This window comes from Paenibacillus sp. 1SOY10, assembly GCF_056836745.1.
In genome coordinates, this window is the sequence record NZ_JBXENK010000001.1 from 52,375 (window position 1) to 73,004 (window position 20,630).

General features: G+C 50.2%; 16 protein-coding genes. 11 read left to right on the plus strand and 5 right to left on the minus strand.

Features of this window, described 5'->3' with window-relative positions; all coding sequences use genetic code 11:
• Nucleotides 1–154: 154 nt before the first annotated feature.
• Nucleotides 155–928: a hypothetical protein gene (locus AC1VOR_RS00245; protein WP_482614993.1), complete on the minus strand. Its 774-nt coding sequence runs from the start codon at nt 926–928 to the stop codon at nt 155–157.
• Between the two features lie 282 nt (nt 929–1,210).
• On the opposite strand from AC1VOR_RS00245, the gene thyA reads away from it, so the two are divergent.
• The 4 genes from thyA to AC1VOR_RS00265 all read left to right on the plus strand — a co-directional run bounded on the left by thyA (nt 1,211) and on the right by AC1VOR_RS00265 (nt 6,523).
• Entirely contained in the window at nt 1,211–2,005 is a 795-nt protein-coding gene (thyA, locus tag AC1VOR_RS00250; RefSeq protein ID WP_482614994.1) for a thymidylate synthase, read from the plus strand.
• A 31-nt stretch (nt 2,006–2,036) separates the two neighbouring features.
• Complete coding sequence (locus AC1VOR_RS00255) at nt 2,037–2,522, plus strand: dihydrofolate reductase (protein WP_482614996.1); 486 nt, start codon at nt 2,037–2,039, stop codon at nt 2,520–2,522.
• A 112-nt stretch (nt 2,523–2,634) separates the two neighbouring features.
• On the plus strand, nt 2,635–4,122 hold the full coding sequence (locus AC1VOR_RS00260; RefSeq protein WP_482614997.1) for a glutamate synthase subunit beta: 1,488 nt from the start codon (nt 2,635–2,637) through the stop codon (nt 4,120–4,122).
• 124 nt (nt 4,123–4,246) lie between these two features.
• Entirely contained in the window at nt 4,247–6,523 is a 2,277-nt protein-coding gene (locus AC1VOR_RS00265; RefSeq protein WP_482614999.1) for a type IA DNA topoisomerase, read from the plus strand.
• 24 nt (nt 6,524–6,547) lie between these two features.
• Here the strand turns inward: AC1VOR_RS00265 and AC1VOR_RS00270 are convergent, their stop codons facing one another.
• Nucleotides 6,548–7,315: an HAD family hydrolase gene (locus tag AC1VOR_RS00270; protein ID WP_482615000.1), complete on the minus strand. Its 768-nt coding sequence runs from the start codon at nt 7,313–7,315 to the stop codon at nt 6,548–6,550.
• A 159-nt stretch (nt 7,316–7,474) separates the two neighbouring features.
• Nucleotides 7,475–8,395, minus strand: a complete 921-nt coding sequence (locus AC1VOR_RS00275; RefSeq protein WP_482615002.1) for an ArsR family transcriptional regulator — start codon at nt 8,393–8,395, stop codon at nt 7,475–7,477.
• Nucleotides 8,396–8,515: 120 nt separating this feature from the next.
• On the opposite strand from AC1VOR_RS00275, the gene AC1VOR_RS00280 reads away from it, so the two are divergent.
• The 5 genes from AC1VOR_RS00280 (at nt 8,516) to AC1VOR_RS00300 (ending at nt 13,987) form a co-directional block, all read left to right on the plus strand.
• A complete protein-coding gene (locus AC1VOR_RS00280) occupies nt 8,516–9,706 on the plus strand; it encodes an MFS transporter (RefSeq protein WP_482615003.1) in 1,191 nt (396 codons plus the stop codon).
• Between the two features lie 101 nt (nt 9,707–9,807).
• A complete protein-coding gene (locus AC1VOR_RS00285) occupies nt 9,808–10,542 on the plus strand; it encodes a phosphonate ABC transporter ATP-binding protein (RefSeq protein WP_482615004.1) in 735 nt (244 codons plus the stop codon).
• A 17-nt stretch (nt 10,543–10,559) separates the two neighbouring features.
• On the plus strand, nt 10,560–11,813 hold the full coding sequence (locus AC1VOR_RS00290; protein ID WP_482615006.1) for a hypothetical protein: 1,254 nt from the start codon (nt 10,560–10,562) through the stop codon (nt 11,811–11,813).
• A gap of 33 nt (nt 11,814–11,846) precedes the next feature.
• Nucleotides 11,847–12,545, plus strand: a complete 699-nt coding sequence (locus AC1VOR_RS00295) for a response regulator transcription factor (RefSeq protein WP_059053023.1) — start codon at nt 11,847–11,849, stop codon at nt 12,543–12,545.
• Nucleotides 12,542–13,987 carry a sensor histidine kinase gene (locus AC1VOR_RS00300; protein ID WP_482615008.1) on the plus strand — a complete coding sequence of 482 codons (1,446 nt, stop codon included), beginning with the start codon at nt 12,542–12,544 and terminating at the stop codon, nt 13,985–13,987. The genes AC1VOR_RS00295 and AC1VOR_RS00300 overlap by 4 nt, the downstream gene beginning before the upstream one ends.
• Before the next feature lie 93 nt (nt 13,988–14,080).
• Here AC1VOR_RS00300 and AC1VOR_RS00305 read toward each other — a convergent pair whose 3' ends face one another.
• A complete protein-coding gene (locus tag AC1VOR_RS00305; RefSeq protein ID WP_482615010.1) occupies nt 14,081–15,301 on the minus strand; it encodes a glucose-1-phosphate adenylyltransferase in 1,221 nt (406 codons plus the stop codon).
• Nucleotides 15,302–15,452: 151 nt separating this feature from the next.
• On the opposite strand from AC1VOR_RS00305, the gene glgB reads away from it, so the two are divergent.
• Together glgB and glgA are read left to right on the plus strand one after the other, a co-directional pair.
• Nucleotides 15,453–17,372 carry a 1,4-alpha-glucan branching protein GlgB gene (gene glgB / locus AC1VOR_RS00310; protein ID WP_482616355.1) on the plus strand — a complete coding sequence of 640 codons (1,920 nt, stop codon included), beginning with the start codon at nt 15,453–15,455 and terminating at the stop codon, nt 17,370–17,372.
• Nucleotides 17,369–18,805: a glycogen synthase GlgA gene (glgA, locus tag AC1VOR_RS00315; RefSeq protein WP_482615012.1), complete on the plus strand. Its 1,437-nt coding sequence runs from the start codon at nt 17,369–17,371 to the stop codon at nt 18,803–18,805. The genes glgB and glgA overlap by 4 nt, the downstream gene beginning before the upstream one ends.
• 71 nt (nt 18,806–18,876) lie before the next feature.
• On the opposite strand, the gene AC1VOR_RS00320 is transcribed toward glgA, so the two are convergent.
• Nucleotides 18,877–20,622, minus strand: coding sequence for an alpha-glycosidase (locus tag AC1VOR_RS00320; protein ID WP_482615013.1), 1,746 nt, complete (start codon nt 20,620–20,622; stop codon nt 18,877–18,879).
• Nucleotides 20,623–20,630 lie beyond the last annotated feature (8 nt).

The following is a 20,630-nucleotide window of genomic DNA, read 5'->3' on the forward strand; positions in this document are numbered from 1 at the left end:
AAGCACCTCAGCTCTTTTCGTTCTTTAAATCATTATATCCTAATATTACGATATAGCAATATATAAAATCCGCCAGACTGTATCTCCTGATCATCCCAGGTTTACATCTGGCGGAAAAAGTAAGGATTATTTAATTGGGTGCGTACAAAGCTTACTATGGTAGCTTGGCTGAGGCGGCGGTAAGAGATTTAGCAATCTTGCTCTCCCAGTCATTGACCGTCTTGAGGGAAGTATGAACCTGACGGGTCTGATCATAGACCGTCTTCAATTCAACGATAGCCAATACAGCATCACCGGATTTGACCGCGGATTTATAACGCTTATCAGCCGCGGTCAGCCGTTTGCGAGCGGCGGCGATGACCTTATTCTCGGCAGTAATTTGTTTCTTCAAATTCTGAACAGGTACGAGGGCATCTTTGACAATCTTGGCCTTGGATGCAGCGGCTTTTTTGGCGGCCGCAAGTGCAGCCTTCTTCGCTTTGATCTCTGAAGAGGCCGCGGTTGCCGAAGGCTTTAGCTTGTTGCGCCTCAGTTCAAGCAGATCTACTGCTTTCTTGTCCTTTCGCTTCCTGGCGGCTGTAGTCTGCTTGCCTAAAGCGGCATATTGGTCCAGCAAGGAAGCATGCTTGCGTTGCAGTCCTTCACTTTCCTGGGTCAAACGGGTAATCAACGGCTGGTCAATGGCCTTGATTTTTACTTTGATCGCGGACAGTCTCTCGTTATTGCTCTTACGTAAGGCGGTAACTTCTGCACTTTGCAGCTTGACACCGGCTTGCACAGTGGTCAGTCCGTCATACAGGGCGTCGATACTATTCAAGGCGGTATCCCATGTCTCTCCGCCTTTGGCGGCCTGGACCTCTGGTGCAGACATGAGAAGCAGTATGCTGAGAAACAGCACGTTCAAGCGTATCATTGACTTATGCTTCATTTACACTCACTCCTAACACTTTTAATGAAACCCAGCAGACACGCAAAAAAGCACCTGCAAGAAAACGATTCAAAAATCGCTTATCTTGCGAGGTGCTTCACTCGCGAATCTATTTGGATTTGGTTCTTTTACTATAACCTTCCATACTAAGGATGTCAATAGAAAGAGGAACATATGTTTGATCAGGAATATCTCTTCTCCCGCTACCTGTCCTTTTCATTATGGACAAGTGTGGCTATAATAGGGAAGGAATAGATTAAGGTAGCGGGGTGTTCGAGAACAATGAGAAATTACTTGGATTTACTAGAAGACGTACTACATAACGGAACCTCGAAGGAAGACCGCACCGGGGTCGGAACACGTTCCGTATTTGGTCGACAATTGCGTTTTGATCTGAATGAAGGATTTCCGCTGGTAACGACCAAACGGGTTCATTTGAAATCGGTGGTTCATGAGCTGCTGTGGTTCTTGCGTGGCGATACGAATATTGCTTATCTCAAAGAAAATGGAGTCCGTATCTGGGACGAATGGGCAGACGAGAACGGCGATTTAGGCCCGGTCTACGGCTCGCAGTGGCGTTCCTGGGAGGCTCCTGACGGCCGGAAGATTGATCAGATCGCTGCTGTAGTAGAAGCCATCAAACAAAATCCTGATTCGCGTCGTCATCTTGTTAGTGCCTGGAATGTGGCTGAGGTGGATCAAATGAAGCTGCCACCATGTCACTTCGTATTTCAGTTTTACGTGGCGGACGGCAAATTGTCCTGCATGTTGACGATGCGTTCTGTAGATACATTTCTTGGTCTGCCGTTCAACATTGCCAGCTATTCGCTCTTGACCCACATGATTGCGCAGCAGTGTGGTCTGGGAGTCGGAGAATTCATCTGGTCTGGTGGCGATGTCCATATTTATAACAATCATGTAGAGCAAGTCAAGACTCAACTGGAACGGGAGCCTTATCCATTGCCAAAATTGGTGATTAAGCGCAAGCCCGACTCCATCTTCGATTACGTTTACGAGGATTTTGAGTTTACCGATTATCAGCATCATCCAACCATTAAAGCTACGGTAGCTGTATAACACGGCGCTGAAGGGAAAGGGAGCGGTGAACGTGGGAATTACTCTTATATGGGCTATGTCCAGCAATGGTGCCATCGGTCTGAACAACCAATTGCCATGGAGGTTGCCTGCTGATCTCAAGTTCTTCAAGTCGCAAACGATTGGCAAGACGATGCTGATGGGACGCAAAACATGGGAATCGATGGGCAGTAAGCCACTTCCGGGTCGGCATAGCGTGGTATTGACGGGTGACACCTCTTATGTAGCCGAAGGGGCAGAGGTTGTGCATTCGATTGAGGAAGCGCGCAAGATTGCGGTAGATGAAGAATTGATGGTCATCGGCGGAGCGGGGGTCTTCAAGCATTTCTTGCCGTTAGCAGACCGTTTACTGGTGACGCGTATTGATGAAGATATTCAGGGGGATGTTTTCTTCCCGCATTTTGACTGGAATGAATTCGCATTAGTCCATGAGGAGCAGGGGATCAAAGATGAGAAAAACCCCTTCAACTACCGATTTTTAACTTACACGCGTCGTTAATAAAATGAGGATAAGTGCAAATTATCATATTATTAATCCATTAATAACAGTTTTCCCGAATGCTAACATCTAGATACACGGATGCTTAGATTACGGATGGGGGAACTGATCAATGTCTACACCAACAGGATTCATGGAGTTCAAACGAGAACTTCCCGGTGACCGGAGCCCGTCCGAACGGGTGAAGGACTGGGAAGAATTTCATAAACATATGTCCGATGAGGACTTGCGTAACCAAGGGGCCCGCTGCATGGACTGCGGTACACCCTATTGTCATGTGGGCGTTGATATGCTTGGCGGCACATCGGGTTGTCCAGTACACAATTTGATTCCGGAATGGAATAACTTGATTTACCGGGATTTGTGGAAGGACGCTTTGGACCGTCTGCACAAGACCAATAATTTTCCAGAGTTTACTGGCCGGGTGTGTCCTGCACCCTGTGAAGGCTCCTGTACAGTGGGTCTGATCGGGCAGCCAGTAACCATTAAGACAATCGAGCAGGCAATCATCGATAAGGGCTTTGAAGAGGGCTGGGTTGTTCCTGAGCCTCCGGAGAAACGGACAGGCCACAAAGTGGCCGTTGTTGGCTCCGGCCCTGCGGGTTTGGCTTGCGCGGCACAGTTGAATAAAGCTGGACATGAAGTAACTGTCTATGAGCGGTCTGACCGGATCGGCGGCCTTCTGATGTACGGCATTCCAACGATGAAGCTGGATAAGGACGTCGTGCAGCGCCGCGTCGATCTGCTCGCAGCAGAAGGTGTAAAGTTTGTAACTAACACCGAAATTGGCAGAGATATCAAGGCGGAGCAATTGGTTGAAGAGTTTGACGCCGTTGTATTATGCGGTGGGGCAACAAAGCCACGTCAATTTGATATTGAGGGCAGCCAATTGAATGGGGTTCATTACGCCATGCCTTTCCTTAATGGAACGATCAAGAGTTATCTGGATTCTAATCTTACCGATGGGCAGTATCTGTCCGCAGAAGGCAAAGATGTGATCGTAATTGGTGGCGGTGATACCGGCTCCGACTGCGTAGCCACAGCTCTGCGTCACGGTTGCCGCAGCATTACGCAATTTGGCACACATAATCAAGCGCCACTGGAGCGCGATGCACTTAACAATCCTTGGCCACAATTTCCGAATGTCTACACCCTGGACTATGCTCAAGAGGAAGCGAAAGCATTATTTGGCAACGATCCTCGGGAATTCTCCATTATGACTACGCGCTTTGTTGGGGGTGAGCAAGGGAACTTAAAGGAATTGCATACCGTGCAAATTCAGCGGATCGTGGATGAAACCGGACGTAAGGTGTATCAACCGATTCCAGGAACCGAGCGGGTCTTCCCGGCTCAGATGGCCTTGATTGCTATTGGATTCGACGGTCCTGAATCAACCTTAGTTGATCAGTTAGGTCTAGACCGAGATCGCCGGACCAATGTCAAGGCTAAATACGGTCAGTTCAAGACGAACGTTGACAAGGTGTTTGCTGCCGGAGATATGCGCCGGGGACAAAGCCTAGTAGTATGGGCTATTAATGAGGGCCGGGCTGCGGCTCGTGAAGTAGATAAATATCTGATGGGTTCGACAGTGCTGGTGTAATTTACAGGAACATTTTGGGGCATTGTGTTATAATCAAATAAAGCTTACTGGAGCTGCGCAGAGCGCGGCTCTTTTTTTTCGGATATGGAAGCATAGCAACAAACGAAAGAGGGACTATGGAAGCATGAAGACGCTCGTTATTGCCGAGAAACCGGATATGGGACGAACGATTGCTGCGGTGATTGAACCCAAAGCAAAAAACAACCGCTCTTACCTGGAGGGGGAACGGTATATTATTACTTGGGCGATCGGCCATTTGCTGGAGCTGGCTGAGCCGGATGCTTACGATGATAAGTACAAGCGCTGGAATTTCGGCGACTTGCCCATTTTACCTGAAAGCTTCAAAATTGTGCCTAACCCGAGAACCAAAGATCAATTGAAGATCATCGGTGATTTGGCCAAACGCTGTAGTGCCATTGTTAACGCCTGTGATGCCGCCAGGGAGGGGCAATATATTTTCGCCTTGATTCAGCAACAGTTGAAGTTGTCCCAACCTGTCAAACGCTTGTGGATTTCAGACCTGACCAGCGAAAGTATAGCCAAAGGCTTCGCCGAGTTGTATGATGCTTCGGAGTTCGACAATTTAACGATGGCCGCCAGAGCACGCAGCGAAGCGGATTGGCTCATCGGTATGAACGCCACGCGGGCGTTTACGACCAAGCACCGTACACTGCTGTCCGTGGGTCGGGTACAGACCCCGGTCCTGGCTTTGATCTATGATCGGCAGAAGGAAATCGAGAACTTTGATTCTCTGACTTACTATGAGATTAAGGCGGAGTTTGAGCAGGAGACCCGTAAATATACAGGAAGCTGGCAAGGGGAACGGCTGACAGATGGAGAAAAGGCCGCAGCCATTGCCGAGAAGGTAAAAGGGAACCCGGGACGGATTACCGAATACGAGGTTAAGGATACCAAAGAGTATCCTTATAAGCTATACGATTTGACCCTGCTGCAACGGGAGTCGAACGCCAAATACGGCTATTCGGCCAAGAAGACGCTGGACATTGCGCAGGCGCTTTATGAGCGGCATAAGGTAATCTCTTATCCGCGAACAAGCTCTAACTATGTCACCGAGCAGAATATCGACGGTATGCATAAGGTGCTTCATATGCTGAAGTCTTCCGGCTACAAACAGCTTGCGGAAGGGGGGAACCCCAAGCTCGTGCATATCGGCAACAAGGCGGTCTGCAATCCGTCCCGGGTCGAGGATCACCATGCCATTCTCCCTACGCTGAGAAGGCCGGGAACTTTGAGCAAGGAGGAGCAGAATGTTTATGATCTGGTCATTCGGCGTTTCCTGTCTCATTTCTATCCTGCGGCCGAGTATAAGCAACATACGGTTCTAACCGAAGTTGAGGGTGAAACGTTCAAGACGAATGTGAAGGAATTGCTCTCTCTGGGCTGGAAGGTCTGCTTGCCGGGTGATGATGGGGCCAAGTCCAGCCGTGGAAAAGGGAAGAAAAAGGACGAGGAAGAGGATGCCGAGGAATTGACGGACGTACCTTTTCATATTGATCGCAGCTTGCCCGTTCAATGTATCGATGCTCAGGCGAAGGAGAAGGCCACGCAGCCGCCCAAGCATTACACTGAAGGTACTTTGCTGAAAGCGATGGAAAGTGCAGGCAAGCAGCTTGAGAATGAGGAATTACGTGAAGTGATGAAGGATGCGGGTCTTGGCACTCCGGCCACGCGAGCGGCTACCATCGAACGGTTGAAGAAGGTTGGATACATTACGATGCAAGGGAAGAGAATCACGGTGACTCAAAAGGGACGAGCAGCAGTGGAACTCATTCGCCATGCCGGGGTTGAATTGTTGACCTCGCCGGAAATGACCGGACAGTGGGAACGACGGTTGTATCAAATCTCCAAGGGTGAAGCTGCCCGCGAGAAGTTTATGGATAATGTCCGCCGCTTTACGCTTTCCATTATTGATAAAGTAAGGACACAGCAAAAGGCGGACGCTTCTGTGTTCGGTACAGAGGAAGCGGAGAAGGGTGCCAATCGCGGCGGTAGAAGCAGCAATGCCAGCGGCCTGGGGAGAGCCTCCAGGAGCGCAGGTGGCGCTTCTACGGGCTCACGGGCGACAGCCACGGCGGCGAAGGCCAAGAGCGCTAGTTCACTCCAGCCCTTGGCCCCTTGCCCACGCGAGGGTTGCGGTGGTCAATTGATTGAGGGCCGCAAGGGCTACGGCTGCACCCATTACAAGCAAGGCTGTGGCTTCGTCATCTGGAAGGAATTCCAGGGTAAGAAGGTGTCCCAATCGATGCTCAACGCCTTGCTTGCCAAGGGGCAGACTCAATTGCTGACCTTCAAGCAGGCGGGTGGAGAGGTGAAGGCACGAATGGTGCTGTCTGACCGAGCCACGGGCAAGCTGGAGTTACTTGAAGCGGATAGCAATTAAGCAAAAAAACAGCAACAACCGACCCTACAAGGTCTGTTGTTGCTGTTGTACTTGATGAACATGGTCGAAAATAACGCGCGGAACTTCCTCCAAAGAAGAGACGGTATATATTTGAAGATTAGCGCCTTGTTGTAATTCAACAATGTTGTACAGCCATTCATTAGGAATTTGAATATGGATGGCTCCGATGCCGGCGGTCAGCGCCGGGGTGATATCTGTACGCAAGCTGTTGCCTACCATCCAGGTCCGGGAACGGTCAAAGGGACGGGATCGCAAAATGTCCTCCAAGGCTTCTGCATTCTTATGACGGCGGATATAAATCCGGTCCTGAAAATAGTCGCTTAACTTCATTTGGTCAATCTTGCGTTGCTGAATCACGGATTCTCCTCCCGTATAGAGGTGGAGTTCGTGGCCTTGACTACGCAGCAGATTCAGCGTCTCGACCATACCAGGATAAGGCTCAATCGGCAGCTCGTATACGCTGAGGCCCAGCTTCATGAGCAGGGCTTCCTCCTGAGCCTGGAGCTGACGGCCCGTAGTCTTGCTGAAATAGCGATACGTATCGATCAGTGATTCGGGAAAGTGGATACTGGCGAAGCCGATCTGATGCACCCCGGCTACGTCAATTTCCGTTTGTTTGTCACGGATTTCCGCCACAGTAATGCCACTTGGCTTGAACCAGTCCGTAAGCATATCGGCAAATTGTTCAAGGATGAGTTCAAAATACTTGTTACAATGTACCAATGTATCGTCCAGATCAAATATAATCTGTTGAGTTGTTGCTGAATTCATAATTAGGTCACTCCTTTATCCAAAGCACGCTTGTCTATAAGAGGATGTTCAAAAAGTCGTCTTCCCAGGACGGAGTTGTTTGAACTCGCACTATAAAGTATGTTCCTATCATAAGCAGAAGCGCTTGGTTAAAGCAAGTAACCTATCTTTGCCATTGGTTCATGACAACCGGATATAGGATTCAAGGAACATCTGCAATTCTGCTGCACCATCGGGGCGGATACTGAATTTCTCCGTGTTCTGGGCTAGCAAATGGATACGTAAGAGGCCAGCTACGCGAAGCAATAGCAGATCGTGCAGAAGTTGCTCCTGAGGTTGGCCCAGGTCCTGCATGATTTCCTGCATGGACTTCGGCTTGTCAGCTACACAGCGGAGCAAGCGCAAGCGCTGGGGCTCTGCCAAGGCCCGGGTTAATCTCTTCAGTACCATCGGAGGCTCGTCCTCGTCAAGCTCAGGCAAATCAAGCGGATATTGAATGAAGAGAACCCCTTCATAGAAGACGTATGTATTGATCGGCCGGAAATGAATAGAAGGGCATAATACGACCTCTGTAATGGGCTTAAGTGGCTCCAGCACCAGCCCCCCGGATGCATATTCGATGAGCGCGTCGGCGTCCATTTTTTGCAGCAGGGTACTTTTTTCGTCAAAATCTTCTTGTAGCAAGGAGACAAGCCGCTGCTCTACTTCCCGAAAATAAAGCTGATTCCATACCTTCAGTAGCGGAATATAACTACTGCGAATTCGGCCAATAGTATCATTACTCACAGAGGGAATGTAGGAATTTGTTCGTGCGTAAAGCGTCTCGGCATCAATTTGTGCCAATTCGTTCAAAAAAGGAGTTACCTCGTCACCGTCCTGGCGACCCAAGGTCCAGGCGAAGAGCACATCATAATCCGTTAGCGGATATTGCGCCGCCTCGGCAAATTGCTGCCGTTGCTCCGGTGTGAATCGCTGTTCAATATCGGTAATCCATTCGGCACCCACATCCAGGCTGCTCACCCATTTGCGCGTCGTATATATCATAAAGCTGCTGATGAGTTCGTAGACCGGAGAGACATCTACTTTCACGTCATAGGCCATGATCATAAACCTCCCAATAATCGTTGCATTCAGACTTATTATGCTTGTTTGGCGAGGGGTTGTCCACTATAATGTTGAAGGATTATGCAAGTGAGGGGTTATATTAAAGGAGCGTTACTATTGAAAACAACATCGTCTTACTTAAAACCTATCTTTTCACCTACCGTCATTCTTATTGGCGTCATCATTATTGCCGGGCTTAGCCAAGGGCTATTGCTCCCGGTTTTATCTATTTTTATGGAGCAACGGGGAGTATCTTCATCTGTTAACGGCTTACATGCCGCCGCGCTTTACGTCGGCTCATTCGCTATGTCACTTGTAGCTGAGCGCCTGCTGCGCCGCACCGGATTCAAGAAGCTACTATTGTCCGGAGTGGTGCTGGTGATGGTCGCATTGCCTTTGTTTCCACTTGTGGCAGATGTGCGAATTTGGCTAGTCCTGCGTATTCTTGTGGGAATTGGAGATAGCGCGATTCACTTTACCTCCCAATTGTGGATGTTACTGTTATCCCCACCCGAGAAGCGGGGGCGCAATATTTCGTTATATGGCATGTCGTACGGATTAGGCTTCAGCATCGGTCCGCTCGGGATCAGGCTGTTGTCCTATGGACAGGCCATCCCGTTTGTCATTCTGAGCGTGCTCTTTCTTGTGATGGTTGTGTTGGTAGTGGTATTTCTGCCTAATCAATCTCCTGACAACCTTGGCTCGAAGGAGGAGGCGGGGGCCCCACGGCAAGTGCTGCACATCTACCGCCTGGCTTGGTTTGCCCTGATTCCTGCACTCCTGTATGGCTATATGGAAGCTTCTATGAATAGCAATTTTCCGATATATGGTTTGCGCTCCGGGCTGAGCAGCGAGGACATCTCCTCCTTGTTGCCGTTCTTCGGTATCGGCGGACTGCTCCTGCAATTGCCGCTGGGCCTATTGAGTGATCGTTTTGGACGAAAGAAAGTGCTGATGACGGCTGGTCTGGCCGGAGGGGTTCTGTTTATGGCGGTCCCGCTGGCTGGCAATCATTTTGTTGCCCTACTACTTTTATTCATGGGCGCAGGAGGCCTGGTAGGCTCCTTCTTCTCCCTGGGGCTCGCTTATGCGGCTGATTTGCTGCCAAGGCACTTATTGCCAGTGGCGAATGTTATTGCTTCGTTTCATTTTAACTTTGGCAGCATCGCCGGGCCTAACCTGGGCGGAATGGCTATGCAATGGGGAGCAGCCCCACTTTTGTTCGTATTTTTAGGAGCGGCGTACGTTCTATTTTCCCTGCTGGGCTTTGCATTTTGGGGGAACCAGACAAAAAAAGTGCAAATGTGAACAGGCTGTAATGGATTTTAAATGGTTTTTCCAATAAACTAGAGGATAAAGGATTCGTATGGCTTCAAGCTAAGTACGTGTTCAAAAGGAGAAATCGGACTATGATCAGAATTAACCACTTACACAAATCAGTGGATGGGAATAAGAAAAAGGTGCTTCGTGACATTTCCGTCCAGTTTAGCACCGGAGAAATGATTGGCGTAGTGGGAGCCAGCGGTAGTGGCAAGAGTATGCTGCTGCGTTGCCTGGCACTGCGCGAACGCTGGAATCGTGGCGATTATACCTGGAGTGGCCAGAAGGTGCTAGAAGGTGGAGGCGCTGGAACTTCGAAATACCGCTCTAAGTGTGCTTATCTGGAGCAACCGCCATCTTTGTATCCCGAGAAGACGGCCTTGAAGAATGTTCTTATCGGACAAGTGGGCCAAACGCCACTTCTTCGCCGTCTAACGGGCATGGTCCGCTCGGATGATTACATGGGCGCAATGGATGAATTGGAGAAATACGGCCTACTGGACAAGGCCCATGTCAAGGCTAGCAAGCTGAGTGGGGGAGAACGGCAACGGGTGGCTATCTGCCGGGCTATGGCTCATGGAGCCAACTTCATAGCAGCGGACGAGCCTGTGATCGGGCTTGATCCCAAATCGGCCGAACATGTGCTGAATACACTCAAGGAGCTTTGTACCACGCAGGACAAAATGGTGGTCGTGGCTTTACCACTGGAGCTGGCCGAACGGTATTGCACACGTATTTGGGGTATTCATGAGGGGACACTGGAACTTGACGTTTATGGACGCCGTTTGACCGCGGAGGAGAAACGCCAAATCGATTTGGCATGAAATGAGTGATAGCATTGATGATAACAAGATGGTTTCCTGCTTTGGCCGGGCTGTTATTGCTGCTTGTGCTGAGCGGATGCAATTTTATAAGTGATCCCAAATCCATGATGGAGACGCCGCAACTCTCCTCGGATAAGGCATCGCTAATCAGCATTATTAAGGGAGAGCTGAAGGGCGGAGAGATTATTTCGCCGCGCGATATCCGCAACAATAGCTCTATTCGTACGCTGGACTTGAACAATGACGGTGTCATGGAAGCGGTGGTATTTTACGAGACGCCGGAGGAAGCGGTACGCATCCACGGCATGATTCTGCAGCAACAGGGCGATTCCTGGGTGCTTAGAGCCAGGTTCGATGGGGAAGGCCAGGTGTTGGAGACCTTTGACCTGCTGGATGTTACGGGTGACGGGAAGCTCGATATCATTGCCGGCTTCTCCAGCGGCTCGGAGGAACTTCAGAAGGGCTTGACCGTATATACCTATGATGGTGAAGAGGTAGAGAAGGTATTGGCCTTGCCGTACAGCTATTTTATGGTCGATGATCTTAACCAGGACAATCAGCTTGATCTTACGGTCATTAACCTGAAGCGTGACCAATTGGCGACAGTTACCACATACCAGTATGAGGACTCATTTAAGGAGCTCAGTCATCTGGAGCTAAATGACCCGGTCAGCGAATATTATAATGCCGTTAGCGGCAATATTACGCCGAACCTGAAAGGGCTCATTCTTGATGCCAGTGTGGGTAACCATTCCGCATTCTCTACGGTCATCGTCATGAAGGACGGTCAACTTGTTAACCTGTTGCCTTCCCAGGACATGACGTTGAAGGGATATCCTATCATGAGCGGGGATGTGAACAACGACGGAGTGCTGGAGATCGGGATGCTGGAGAAGCCCAAGGGCTGGGAATATATTTCATTCGATGAAATTCCCTGGTTGTTCTCTTATTATCAGTGGGATGAAGCGCAAGGCCTTAAATTCATGATGCAGCAGTACATGGATATGTCCGGGCGATTCTATTTCAACTTCCCGAAGGAATGGCGAGGCACGGTTACGATCGATACAAAGTCCAACAAGAACGAACATCTCTGGTTCGTCAAAGTAGATACCAACGAGACAGTGGCAGAGATTCGCTTCTTCTCCTTAGCGGAATGGGAGCGTAACAAGGCGGATTGGGAACTGCTGGCACGAGACGCTGACAGAGTAATCGGGTTTATCAGTCATACGGACTTGAAGGTGAATAAAGGCGAAACCGAAATTAAGCGTTAACTTGGGTCCATTGGAAAAGAGGGGGCTTTAACATTGAGTAAGGTATTAATTTTGGAGGATGAAGAGTCCATCCGTAGTTTTATCGTGATTAATCTGAAACGCAACGGGTTCGATGTTCTGGAGGCCGCAGACGGTCATGAGGCGCTAAGTAAGCTGCAAAGCGTGCCGGATATTGACATTGCGCTGCTGGACGTTATGGTGCCTGGTATCGACGGATTTGAGGTCTGTCGACGTATCCGGGAGACCAATGAACGAATTGGAATTATATTTCTGACAGCCAAGGTTCAGGAGCAGGACAAGGTGTATGCTCTTTCCGTAGGTGCGGACGATCATGTGAGCAAGCCGTTCAGCCCTACGGAGTTGATTGCGCGAATCCAGTCGTTGTTGCGTCGCGTGAATGTGTACCGCGAAGGCACCGCCAAGGTAACGTTCAGTTCAGGCCCGTTCTCACTGGATTTGATCTCCAAGCAATTTAAACGCGGGGGTCAGATGATTGAGCTTACCCCTACGGAATTTTCACTGATTCAGTATTTCTTGGAGAACGAGAACACCCCGCTAAGCCGGGATCTCTTGCTGGATCATGTATGGGGCAAGGAATATATGGGCGACCCGAAAATCGTGGACGTCAACATTCGCCGATTGCGGCAAAAAATTGAGAATAACCCGTCCGAACCGGCCTTTCTGCAAACCGTGTGGGGACACGGCTATAAGTGGAAGGGCGAGGGGCAATGATTAAGAAAGGGATTGGCCGGCAAATTGTATTACATTATTTCATCGTCGTATTCGTTACTTTGTTCATGATCGAAGGCATCTTTACGCTGGCCATTCGCATGTATTATTACGACGCGATTTATAATCATATGTCGAATCATTCGATCTGGGCCTCGGATTACTTTGAGAAATTTGTACGCTTGAATGCCGAGCGGGACCCTGATTACTTTACGCAAATGCTGCGTACCTTCGAACTGGACAATACGGAACTGATGATTCTGGATCGGAAAGGTGAGGTCAAGGCCAGCACCAATCCGTTCCAAGCCGATAAAGCCATCCAAACGAGCGACGTTCCACAGGCTGTAGCCGGCAGTGTGGGGAAGTGGGTTGGCCGCCAGCCGGCAACCGGGGAACCGGTTATGGCCGTGTCGCGCCCGCTCCAGTTCCAGGGAGAGACGCAATACATCGTTCGTTATGTGACCTCCATGGAGCAGGTGAACTCCAAGCTGTTGAACCTTACCCTGCTGTCCATTGGGGTAGCCAGTGCGGTTCTCGCCCTGGTTACGTTATTCAGTATTGGGTTGGCCAACTCCATTGTTAAGCCCATTAATAATATTCGTGATGTATCTGCGCAGATGGCTCGGGGCAGGTTTGATGCGAGGATTAAGGGCAGTTACAAATACGAGCTGGGTGAATTGGCTTCCACACTTAATTATATGGCTGAGGAAATCGTGCGAAGCAATCAGATCAAGGATGATTTTATTTCGTCGATCTCCCATGAGCTAAGAACGCCACTCACCGGTATCAAGGGTTGGAGTGAGACCTTAACCTCCGGTGGCTTTGATCCTGAGGAGACCAAGATCGGCATGGGCATTATCGCGAAGGAAACCGATCGTCTGATCGGTCTGGTTGAGGAAATCCTCGACTTCTCGAAGCTGCAGCAAAATGAGATGAAGCTGGTCATTGGCGAGGTCAATCTCAAGGAATTGCTTCAGGAAACGATGCTTAATGTTTGGGCGAAGGCGGAGCAGAAGCAAATTCAATTGAAGCTGGAGGACAAGACGGAAGGTCAAGTGATCATCCATGGTGACGGCAATCGGTTGAAGCAGGTCTTTCTGAACGTGGTTGACAATGCCATCAAATTCTCCCATGAACAAAGCTGGATTCATCTGGTGATCAGTCGCAAGGAAGACGGTAAGGCTTTGGTGGAGGTCATCGATACGGGGATCGGCATCAGTGAGGAATACTTGAATAAGGTCAAAGACCGCTTCTTCCAGGTTAATCATCAGGGAGGCGGTACAGGGCTGGGTCTGGCCATCAGCCAGCAACTCGTGGAGTTGCATCAGGGTGAGATGGAGATTCATAGTGAGCTTGGGGTTGGTACCAAAGTCTCGGTCACTTTGCCACTGCTGGACCTTGCTGAGGGTAACAATCATTTTATAGACGAGAGCAACCCGGAATGAACAAGAGCGGTGCAGGAACGAATCATGAGATCAGATTCGTTCCGCACCGCTCTTTTTTGTCGTTCAAGCTATCCGTTCATTTAAAGCGGGTGCTCAAGAGAGTAATCCCTCGGCGCGCAGACGCGGAGCGTTATCATAAACCTCCTGCAGCAGCCGGGAGGGCTGTGGCCGCAAGGCGGGCTTAGCCGCTACAATTTCACCTGGTCCTACTACAGCAATCTCGCCGTCGATGCCCTTGATTACGGCTCCGTCCTTAATGATGGCACCTTCGCCTATAATTGCATTCTCGATAAGAGCATGCTTGCCGATCTTGGCGCCTGGCATGACGACACTATCCTTCACCCAGGCGTTACGGGCAATCTCTGTACCGGCGAATACAACCGAACGTTCCGCGTGGCCGTCAAGCAGGCATTGTTCATGAATCAGCGTAGAGGAGGGCTGTAGGCTACGTCTTCTGACCAGACTAAGACTAGTCGTTAATTCCCTTGTCAGCATAGGCCATTCCTCTTGATGGAGCAAAGAGGAAGAGCGATTTTCCAGCAAGTCCATATGTGCTTCCCACAGGCTGCGTACTGTGCCTACATCTCGCCAGTAACCATTGAACTGGTAGGCATAAAGCGGCTCGCTGCCCTTCAGCATGCTCGGGATGACATCCTTGCCGAAGTCATGGCTGGACCGGGCATTCTCAGCATCTGCCGCTAAGTGCTGCTTCAAATACTCCCACTCGAACATGTAAATTCCCATGGAAGCTAGATTGCTTGCAGGCTGGGCAGGCTTCTCTGCAAACTCAGTAATACGGTGCTGGTCATCCATCGACATCACACCAAAGCGATGGGCTTCTTCCCAAGGCACCGGCATGACCGAGATGGTCGCTTTCGCCTGGCTAGTGAGATGGAAGTCAAGCATACGCCGATAGTTCATATGATAGATATGGTCTCCGGACAGGATTAACACATGCTTGGGAGAATGACTATCGACAAAGGCCATGTTCTTGAAAATGGCGTCCGCTGTGCCCGCATAGGCTTCCGTACCGCATCGGGATGGGGGGAGCAGGGTGATTCCGCCGTCTTCCGTATGTGGCAACCTCCAGGGATCGCCTTCCCCGATATGATTGTGGAGTGACTCGGCTTCATATTGAGTCAGCACGCCAACCGTATCGATGCCGGAATTCGCACAATTACTTAGAGGAAAATCGATAATTCGGTAACGTCCACCGAATGGCACGGCCGGTTTGGCCTGCTTGGCTGTCAGCGGTGATAATCTCCGTCCCTCTCCGCCCGCAAGCAGCATAGCAATGCAATCCTTTTTCCTCATTTTTGATTCCCTCCCGTATGTTTTAGTGTGAGTAGCACATACACTAAAGGATATAATGTAGATGAAATAAATTATGGAAATAACGCAGAAATATTACATCATTTTATGGAAAACGCTGAAAAAATTTTTGGAATGGAAGTTGGTGACCCTTATGTCTGCTCCAAGCCGAAGTTGTCCCTTATCCCCGGAGGTCAATTATTTATTTCACGAGGGGACACTGCATCATAGTTACCGAACCTTCGGCGCCCACCGTACGACCGAACATGGACGGCCAGGCGTGCGCTTCACGGTATGGGCTCCTCGTGCTCGCCAGCTCGCCGTGGTGGGAGACTGGAACGAATGGGACGAGAAGCGTGATGTATTACATAAGATGCCCGATTCCGGGATATGGACTCTTTTTTTGCCGGACGTACCGGAGGGAAGTTTTTACAAATATGCAATAACAGCTTCCGATGGCTCCACCTCGCTGAAGGCCGATCCTTTTGCTTTTCAGTCTGAGATCAGGCCCAAGACAGCTTCGGTTGTCACTTCTCTGGATGGGTATGAGTGGGGGGATCTGGCCTGGATTCGTAGCCGAACAGCACCTTACCAGCGACCGCTTAGTATCTATGAGTTGCATTTCGGGACTTGGCGGCAGAAAGAAGAGGGCGTGCTTCTCACCTACCGGGAGATGGCGGATGAACTGATACCTTATGTCCTAGAAATGGGCTACACCCATATCGAGCTTTTGCCCTTGTGCGAGCATCCGTACGATTTGTCTTGGGGTTACCAGACTACGGGATATTTTGCTCCGACAAGCCGCTATGGGAAGCCGCATGATCTGATGTACTTCGTTGATCGATGCCATCAAGCAGGAATCGGGGTGCTGCTGGATTGGGTTCCAGGACATTTTCCGAAGGATGCTCATGGATTGCGGAGGTTTGACGGTACGCCGTTGTACGAATATGGTGATCCCGCCAAAGCGGAGAAGAGGGGATGGGGGACGTTAACTTTTGATTTTGGTAAACCCGAGGTCCGATCTTTCCTGATTTCAAGCGCTATCTATTGGCTGGACGTGTATCATTTCGATGGCTTGCGTGTAGATGCAGTGACTAGCATCCTCAGGTTGGACTTCGAGAAGCCCTCCTGGGAAGTGACGCGCAACGCGGAAGGCGGTGTGGAGAATCTGGAGGGAGTCAATTTCTTGCAGCAGTTAAACAAGGCGGTATTCCACTATTTCCCTCAGGCGTTAATGATGGCGGAGGAATCAGCTTCCTGGCCTAAGGTGACCGCGCCTGTGCATGAGGGCGGACTGGGCTTCAACTATAAATGGAATATGGGATGGATGAACGATACGCTGAGGTATGTGGAGACTGCATTTGCTAAGCGTCCCCAGCATCATTCCTTGCTTACCTTTCCTATCTGGTACGCCCATACCGAGAATTTCACGCTTCCGTTGTCCCATGATGAGGTCGTGCACGGCAAGAAATCACTACTGGACAAAATGCCGGGCAGCTATGAACAGAAATTCGCCGGACTTCGGCTGCTACTGGGCTATCAATTCACTTCTCCGGGTAAAAAGCTGGTGTTCATGGGGGGCGAGTTTGGCCAGTTTGTGGAGTGGAGAGATGAGGAGGAGCTGGATTGGCATCTGCTGGATTATCCGGCTCACCACCGAATGCAACGTTACAGTGCGGCGCTGAATCGGTTATATTTGCGAGAGCGGGCTCTTTGGAAGCTGGATCATGACCCGGCTGGCTATGAGTGGATATGTCCAGATGCTGGTGAGCAGAGTGTCATTGCATATATGCGAAAGACTGAGCGGAGGCGAGATACCCTCGTGATTCTGGTGAATTTTCAACCGGTGGAAAGAGCGAATTACCGCGTAGGCGTTCCATGGCCAGGAGGGTACGATCAAATATTCAACAGTCAGGAATGGCGGTTTGGTGGCCAGGAAAGGATGCGGTCAACCAGCCGCAGCAGTGAGAGAGTACCTTGGTATAACCAGCGGCATAGCCTCAGGGTGAGTCTCCCGCCGCTGAGTATAACCATATGGAAGCGCCAAGAGCCGATGAGGAGGAACAAGCGATGAATATCCTGTTTGCTGCGGCGGAAGCTGCACCCCTGGTCAAGACTGGCGGTTTGGCTGATGTCATTGGAGCCTTACCCAAGGCATTGATTGAAGCCGGGCATGACGTGCGGATTATGCTGCCTAAATATAAGGCACTTTCTGATGCTGTGCTGGGCCGTCTTGCGCAAATAGGGACTAAAAATGTCCCGGTAGGCTGGCGTCAGAAATACGGTGGCTTGGCGCTGGTTCATTGGGATGGCCTGCCTATTTATCTTATTGATAATGAGGAGTATTTCCGCCGCGATGGCATTTATGGACATGGAGATGATGGAGAACGGTTTGCTTACTTTGACCGGGCCGTGCTGGAGTTACTGCCCCTTACCGGCTTTGTGCCCGATATCATTCATTGTCATGATTGGCATACGGGAATGATTCCCTTGCTGCTAAGGGAGCACTATCGGCATCAAGCATTCTACAAAGATATTCGCACAGTCTATACCATTCACAATCTGCTCTATCAAGGGAACTTTCCGGAAGAGATTCTACCGGATTTGCTGGGCTTGCCATGGCATTATTTCACTCCCGAGGGCGTTGAGTACTACGGTAGCGTCAGCTTTATGAAGGCGGGCCTCGTTTATGCGAATCATATCACGACGGTCAGCCCTACGTATGCGGGAGAGATTCAGACAGAGCATTACGGCTGTGGGATGGATGGCTTGCTGCGCTTCTTAAGCGGACGCTTATCGGGTATTGTCAATGGTATCGACACGGAGTTGTATAATCCTGAGACGGATTTGGAGCTATTTGCCCGTTACAGTCACAGTTTGAAGCAAAAGCAAGCCAACAAGCTGGCCCTACAACGCGAGCTGGGTCTACCGGAGAAGGCCGATGTTCCGCTCTTCTGCATGATTACCCGCCTGGTGGAACCCAAAGGACTTGATCTGCTGCTACGAGTATTGGATGAGTGGTTATGGGAGGATGAAGTGCAATTTGTCTTGCTTGGAACGGGAGACCCGATCTATGAGTCGTGGTTCCGGGAAGCTGCTCGCCGCCATCCAGGCAAGCTTGCCGTGGAAATCCGCTTTAGCGAGGCTTTGTCGCGGCGTATTTATGCGGGCAGCGATCTGCTGCTAATGCCATCGCGGTTCGAGCCATGTGGCATTAGCCAGCTTCTGGCGCTGCGCTACGGCACGATTCCGGTGGTACGGGAGACCGGAGGACTTAATGACACGGTAAGCTCTTATAATGAGTTTACGGGAGAGGGCAACGGGTTTACCTTCCATAATTATAATGCCCATGATATGCTGCACACCTTGCGCAGAGCGACTACCTTCTATCATCGTCCCGAACATTGGAGACAGATTGTTGATCATGCGTTTGCCGGGGATTATAGCTGGAATCATTCAGCTCGGCAATATGTGGAGATTTATCAGCATGTGCTAGCGGAACGATAATCAAAAAAGACGCTCAGATATCCTCAGCTTCTCTATTTTTAGAGTTGGCCGGTGATTCTGAGCGTTATATTTTAATGAAAGGACCTGTACAAAATTCGGAAACCGTAGGGTTCAAGCGTGATCTTCATCTGACCATCGGCGGGATTTACCTGTTCTTCCGTTAAGGCATCCCGCCAGTCGTTGGTCTGCATCGGGTGGGTTAATACAGCCTGGTTGGCCGTATTGTTCATCCATACAGTAAAATGCTTGTGCTCATCCATCCGCTCGTAGATGATATTAGGATCACCTTCGTCGGCATGCAGGAAGCGGAAATGTCCCTGACGCAAGGCGGGATTATGCTTGCGCAGTCCAATCATGAGCTTGTAAAAGTCATATAACTCACGATCTTGCTTGTCAGGCTCCCATTCCATGCATTTGCGGCTGTCCGGATCACCCTCACCAGTTAATCCAATTTCATCACCGTACAAGATGCAAGGTGTGCCAATATAGGTGAACAAGAATACGACGCATAGCTTGAGTCGCCGCTTGTCTCCACCTACGCGGGTGAGCAGACGGGCGGTATCATGGCTGCATAACAGGTTGAAGATCACTTCGTTGATCTGATGCGGGTAACGCATAATCAGCGCTCCCATTTCATTGGAGAAGGCTGCTCCATCCGCATTCCCCGTAAAGAACTCCAGCACCTTATCCGCAAATGGGTAATTCATGACGGAATCAAATTGGTCACCCAGCAACCAGTTGAGGGAATCGCTCCATACTTCACCGATTAGATAAGCCTCCGGATTAGCTTGCTTGACGATGCGGCGGAAGTCGCGCCAGAAGTGATGATCCACCTCATTGGCCACATCGAGTCGCCAGCCGTCCAGCTTGATTTCCTTAATCCAATATTCCGCTACCCCCAGCAGGTAATTCCTTAGCTCCGGATTGGCCGTATTAAATTTTGGCATGTTGCCAAAGAATCCGAACGTATCATAAGTCGGTATTCCGTTCTCGACGGTGGCCGGGAACCGATTGATATGGAACCAACTTGCATAACGAGAGGCTTCGCCATGCTTCAATACATCCTGGAACGGCGGGAATTGCTCGCCGCAATGGTTAAATACCGCATCCAGGACCACACGAATTCCTCGTTCATGGGAATGCTCTACCAACTTGTGCAGTAGGGCATTATCTCCAAAGTGCGGATCGACGTGCTTGTAATCCATCGTATCGTATTTATGATTGGAGGGAGCCACAAACAAGGGAGTCATGTAAATGGCGGTAATCCCCAAATCCGTCAGATCATCCAAATGATTGAGGATACCCTGCAGGTCCCCCCCAAAGTAATTATCCCATGCTGGCTTGCCTCCCCATGCTAATGTACCTTCAGGGTCGTTAGTGGGATCTCCGTTCGCATATCGTTCGGGCATAATTTGATAAAATACCGCTTGCTTGGCCCACTCGGGCACTTGTGCCACTTCGACAGCATGAATATATGGGAACTCAAAGCATTCACTGGGCGGAGAGGGGGCCTCGGGCTGCAGGCCGGAATCGAGCATATAGATTGTCTCTGATTCAGCGCTTAGCTTGAAGGCATAGGACAAGCGTTTGAACTGTGGACGAACAGCCACCTCCCAATAATCAAACCTGCGGTCATGCGCGGTTCGTTCCATGGGCAACTCCTGAAAGGTCCCGTTCCAATTATATTTATCTCCAGTTAAGGCGACCACCTGTGCGACGTCATCCCGCTTGGTACGAATGCGTAGATGAATGGTGGAAGCATCGTAGGCATAGGCCCATTTATCGCGGGGAACATGGTAAAGTGCTTCAAGCAGCATAAAGCGGC

Coding starts and splice junctions, on each gene's coding strand:
- AC1VOR_RS00245 (WP_482614993.1), bottom strand. CDS start 928: ATGAAGCATAAGTCAATGATACGCTTGAACGTGCTGTTTCTCAGCATA.
- thyA (WP_482614994.1), top strand. CDS start 1,211: ATGAGAAATTACTTGGATTTACTAGAAGACGTACTACATAACGGAACC.
- AC1VOR_RS00260 (WP_482614997.1), top strand. CDS start 2,635: ATGTCTACACCAACAGGATTCATGGAGTTCAAACGAGAACTTCCCGGT.
- AC1VOR_RS00265 (WP_482614999.1), top strand. CDS start 4,247: ATGAAGACGCTCGTTATTGCCGAGAAACCGGATATGGGACGAACGATT.
- AC1VOR_RS00270 (WP_482615000.1), bottom strand. CDS start 7,315: ATGAATTCAGCAACAACTCAACAGATTATATTTGATCTGGACGATACA.
- AC1VOR_RS00275 (WP_482615002.1), bottom strand. CDS start 8,395: ATGGCCTATGACGTGAAAGTAGATGTCTCTCCGGTCTACGAACTCATC.
- AC1VOR_RS00285 (WP_482615004.1), top strand. CDS start 9,808: ATGATCAGAATTAACCACTTACACAAATCAGTGGATGGGAATAAGAAA.
- AC1VOR_RS00290 (WP_482615006.1), top strand. CDS start 10,560: ATGATAACAAGATGGTTTCCTGCTTTGGCCGGGCTGTTATTGCTGCTT.
- AC1VOR_RS00300 (WP_482615008.1), top strand. CDS start 12,542: ATGATTAAGAAAGGGATTGGCCGGCAAATTGTATTACATTATTTCATC.
- AC1VOR_RS00305 (WP_482615010.1), bottom strand. CDS start 15,301: ATGAGGAAAAAGGATTGCATTGCTATGCTGCTTGCGGGCGGAGAGGGA.
- glgB (WP_482616355.1), top strand. CDS start 15,453: ATGTCTGCTCCAAGCCGAAGTTGTCCCTTATCCCCGGAGGTCAATTAT.
- glgA (WP_482615012.1), top strand. CDS start 17,369: ATGAATATCCTGTTTGCTGCGGCGGAAGCTGCACCCCTGGTCAAGACT.
- AC1VOR_RS00320 (WP_482615013.1), bottom strand. CDS start 20,622: ATGCTGCTTGAAGCACTTTACCATGTTCCCCGCGATAAATGGGCCTAT.